The organism is Pseudomonas sp. NPDC087342, from assembly GCF_044744265.1.
In the GTDB taxonomy this organism is placed as follows: domain Bacteria; phylum Pseudomonadota; class Gammaproteobacteria; order Pseudomonadales; family Pseudomonadaceae; genus Aquipseudomonas; species Aquipseudomonas nunensis.
The window spans coordinates 78968-82811 of record NZ_JBIUXZ010000028.1; the positions used below are offsets into that span (position 1 = coordinate 78968).

The 3844-nt window shown below is 58.2% G+C and carries 5 protein-coding genes; 1 reads left to right on the forward strand and 4 read right to left on the reverse strand.

Features of this window, described 5'->3' with window-relative positions; genetic code table 11:
* The gene (rpsT, locus tag ACIOYV_RS29850) at positions 1 to 231 is read left to right on the forward strand and encodes a 30S ribosomal protein S20 (protein ID WP_401329606.1); all 231 of its coding nucleotides are present in this window, start codon (positions 1 to 3) and stop codon (positions 229 to 231) included.
* Between the two features lie 186 nt (positions 232 to 417).
* Here rpsT and ACIOYV_RS29855 read toward each other — a convergent pair whose 3' ends face one another.
* The 4 genes from ACIOYV_RS29855 to rpmA all read right to left on the reverse strand — a co-directional run.
* Complete coding sequence (locus ACIOYV_RS29855; protein ID WP_401329609.1) at positions 418 to 882, reverse strand: CreA family protein; 465 nt, start codon at positions 880 to 882, stop codon at positions 418 to 420.
* 12 nt (positions 883 to 894) lie between these two features.
* Positions 895 to 2013, reverse strand: a complete 1119-nt coding sequence (proB, locus tag ACIOYV_RS29860; protein WP_163911713.1) for a glutamate 5-kinase — start codon at positions 2011 to 2013, stop codon at positions 895 to 897.
* 137 nt (positions 2014 to 2150) lie between these two features.
* The gene (gene cgtA / locus ACIOYV_RS29865; RefSeq protein WP_054616669.1) at positions 2151 to 3374 is read right to left on the reverse strand and encodes an Obg family GTPase CgtA; all 1224 of its coding nucleotides are present in this window, start codon (positions 3372 to 3374) and stop codon (positions 2151 to 2153) included.
* A 194-nt stretch (positions 3375 to 3568) separates the two neighbouring features.
* The coding region (gene rpmA / locus ACIOYV_RS29870) for a 50S ribosomal protein L27 (RefSeq protein WP_401329613.1) at positions 3569 to 3844 on the reverse strand (276 nt) is incomplete at its 5' end.

The window sequence follows — 3844 nt, forward strand, 5'->3', positions numbered from 1 at the left end:
CTGGGTGCTGGTGTCGATCCAGTGCAGCATGTTGGTGGTTTCGCTGGTGTTCACCGCCCATTTGCCATCGACGCAAAAGACGCTGAAAAAGCTCAAGCTGCTTACGTTCTGGCCGTGCCAGTTATCGACCGTATGGCCGATAAAGGCATCATCCACAAGAACAAGGCTGCTCGTCATAAGAGCCGCCTGAACGGTCACGTCAAGGCTCTGAACCTTGCTGTAGCCGCTTAAGCTGTAAGCTTGTTGAAAAACCGACCTCAGGGTCGGTTTTTTATTGCCTGCGATTTAGTGAATTCGGCGCAAAAAAAATGTGGGAGCGGGCTTGCTCGCGAAGAGAGTGTGTCAGTAGCCATTAATACTGGCTGATACACCGCTTTCGCGAGCAGGCTCGCTCCCACATTTTGGATCTTTGTTAGCTTATTGAGCGTGCGGCCACGGCAGGATCGGAATAGCCGTCACCGCATTCTGCGGACTGCCCTCGATCAGGCGATCGCTGTAGACCAGGTACACCAGCGTGTTGCGCTTCTTGTCGAGGAAGCGCACCACCTGCATGGACTTGAACACCAGCGACTTGCGCTCCTTGAACACCTCGTCGCCATCTTTCAGCTCACCCTTGAAATTGATCGGCCCGACCTGACGACACGCCAGGGATGCTTCAGCACGATCTTCTGCCAGACCCAGGCCGCCCTTCACGCCACCCGTCTTGGCACGCGACAGGTAGCAGGTCACGCCTTCAACCTTGGGATCGTCGAAAGCCTCGACCACAATGCGATCATTCGGGCCGACGAATTTGAACACCGTCGACACCTGACCAATCTCTTCTGCCGATGCCAGCAACGGCATCGCCAGCAACAAACCCAATAATCCCTTTGCTACACGCATTCCAGTTTTCCTTCAGACAAGGATCAGGTTATCGCGGTGAACCAGCTCCGGTTCCGCCATGTAACCCAACAGACCGACAATCGCATCAGACGATTGACCGATAATTTTTTGTGCCTCAAGGGCGCTGTAATTGGCCAGGCCGCGAGCGATTTCTCGACCGTCCGGCGCCACGCAAACTACCATTTCGCCACGGCGGAAGCTGCCCTGGACCAGTTTGACGCCTACCGGCAGCAAACTTTTGTTGCCTTTGGACAATGCCGTCACCGCCCCCGCATCCAGCACGAGAGTGCCACGGGTTTGCAGATGCCCCGCCAACCATTGCTTGCGCGCCGCCAGCAGGCCGCGCTCAGGCGACAGCAAGGTGCCGATGCGCTCGCCAGCCTTCAAACGATCCAGCACGCGATCAATGCGACCGCCAACGATGATGGTGTGCGCACCCGAACGTGCCGCCAGTCGTGCAGCACGCAATTTGGTCTGCATCCCGCCACGCCCCAGCGCACCCCCAGTGCCACCAGCTACGGCGTCCAGCGCCGGATCATCGGCGCGAGCCTCGTAAATCAGGCTGGCGTCCGGATTGTTGCGCGGGTCAGCGTCGAACATGCCGTCGCGATCAGTCAGGATCACCAGCAAGTCAGCTTCGACCAGGTTGGCCACCAGCGCCGCCAGCGTATCGTTGTCGCCGAAACGGATTTCGTCGGTAACCACGGTGTCGTTCTCGTTGATCACCGGGATCACTTTGAGCTCGACCAATGCGCGCAACGTGCTGCGGGCGTTCAGGTAACGCTTGCGGTCAGACAGGTCGTCATGGGTCAGGAGAATCTGCGCGGTATGCCGGCCGTGCTCGCCAAAGCTCGACTCCCAGGCCTGCACCAGGCCCATTTGGCCGATTGCGGCAGCCGCCTGCAACTCGTGCATCGCACTGGGTCGTACGGTCCAGCCCAGACGGCTCATGCCGGCCGCCACCGCCCCGGAGGACACCAGCACCAACTCGACGCCCGCCTCATGCAAGGCCACCATCTGCTCAACCCAGACACCCATTGCCGCGCGATCCAGGCCCTTGCCGTCCGCCGTCAGCAAAGCGCTGCCGATCTTCACGACCCAACGCTGCGCACCTGTCACCTTGCTCCGCATCATCTTCAACCTTAGCTTGAGGGCAGCGCGACCTGGCACTGCCCGTAACGTTAATCGTGGCTATTTGTTACCAACAATCGATTTCCAGATACTAAAACGCCGCTCCTGGGAGCGGCGTTCAAGTTTATCGCAACGAATCAGTCACGCACGTAAATGATTTCCGGACCGTCTTCATCATCCACATCTTCTTCGTCCCAATCATCGTCGCCGATGTCATGGACCGACTTCACGCCGCTACGGCGCAGGGCACGCTGGTCATCCAGGGCCTGCAACTGAGCACGGGCTTCGTCTTCGATGCGCTGATCGAGCTCGGCCAGCTCTTCTTTGTAGGCCGGGTCGGCAGCCAGGCGATCGGCACGATCTTCTAGATAACGCATGATGTCGTGACACAGACGCTCGGTGCCCAGCTTGGAGATCGCAGAGATCACGTAGACCGGACCGGTCCATTCCAGGCGATCAACGATCTCCTTGACGCGCTCTTCGTGCTCTTCTTCAAGGATCTGGTCGCACTTGTTCAGCACCAACCAACGATCACGCTCAGCCAGGGACGGGCTGAACTTGGTCAGCTCGCTGACGATTACTTCTGCAGCGTCCGGAGCACTGGTGTCATCCAGCGGCGCCATGTCCACGAGGTGCAGCAACAGGCGAGTACGCGACAAGTGCTTGAGGAAGCGAATCCCCAGGCCCGCGCCGTCGGAAGCACCTTCGATCAGACCCGGAATGTCTGCGACCACGAAGCTTTTCCAGCGATCGACGCTGACCACACCCAGATTCGGCACCAGAGTGGTGAACGGGTAGTCGGCGACTTTCGGCTTGGCGGCCGATACGGCGCGGATCAGGGTACTTTTACCGGCGTTCGGCAAGCCCAGCAGGCCAACGTCAGCCAATACCTTCATTTCCAGCTTCAGGTCACGCGCCTCACCCGGCTTACCCGGAGTGGTCTGGCGCGGAGCACGGTTGGTACTGGATTTGAAACGGGTGTTACCCAGACCGTGCCAGCCGCCATGTGCCACCAGCAGACGCTGGCCGGCCTTGGTCAGGTCGCCGATGATTTCCTGGGTTGCGGAATCAATAACGGTGGTGCCGACCGGTACGCGCAGTACCAGTTCTTCACCTTTTTTGCCGGTGCAGTCAGTGCTGCCGCCGTTGGAACCACGCTCGGCATCGAAGTGCCGGGTGTAACGATAGTCCACCAGGGTGTTGAGGTTTTCGTCGGCGACCATGTAGACCGAGCCGCCATCACCGCCATCACCGCCGTTCGGGCCACCGTTTTCAATGAATTTTTCGCGACGGAAGCTCATGCAACCGTTGCCGCCGTCACCGGCCTTTACTCGAATCGATACTTCATCAACAAACTTCATAACAAAACGCCTCTCGTCATACGGACGAGCCGAAAAAAACTAGACATAAGACTCTTGCAAAAATGAGCGCAGCGACCTCAAGCAACTACCGCAAATCCCGCTGCTATCACCCATCACAAACAGCTTTGCAAGAGACTCACCCCACAAACGAAAAAGCCCCGTCGCGAGACAGGGCTTTTCCAGCAACTACGTAATTATGCCGCGACGACTGCAGTCTTCGGAACAATGCTTACGTAACGGCGGTTGAAAGCGCCTTTTACTTCAAACTTGATCACGCCGTCGATTTTAGCGAACAGAGTGTGATCTTTACCCATACCAACGCCGTAGCCAGCGTGGAATTGGGTGCCGCGCTGACGCACGATGATGTTGCCCGGAATGATAACCTGGCCGCCATACATCTTCACGCCAAGGCGTTTGGCTTCTGAGTCGCGACCGTTACGGGTACTACCCCCCGCTTTCGTGTGGGCCCT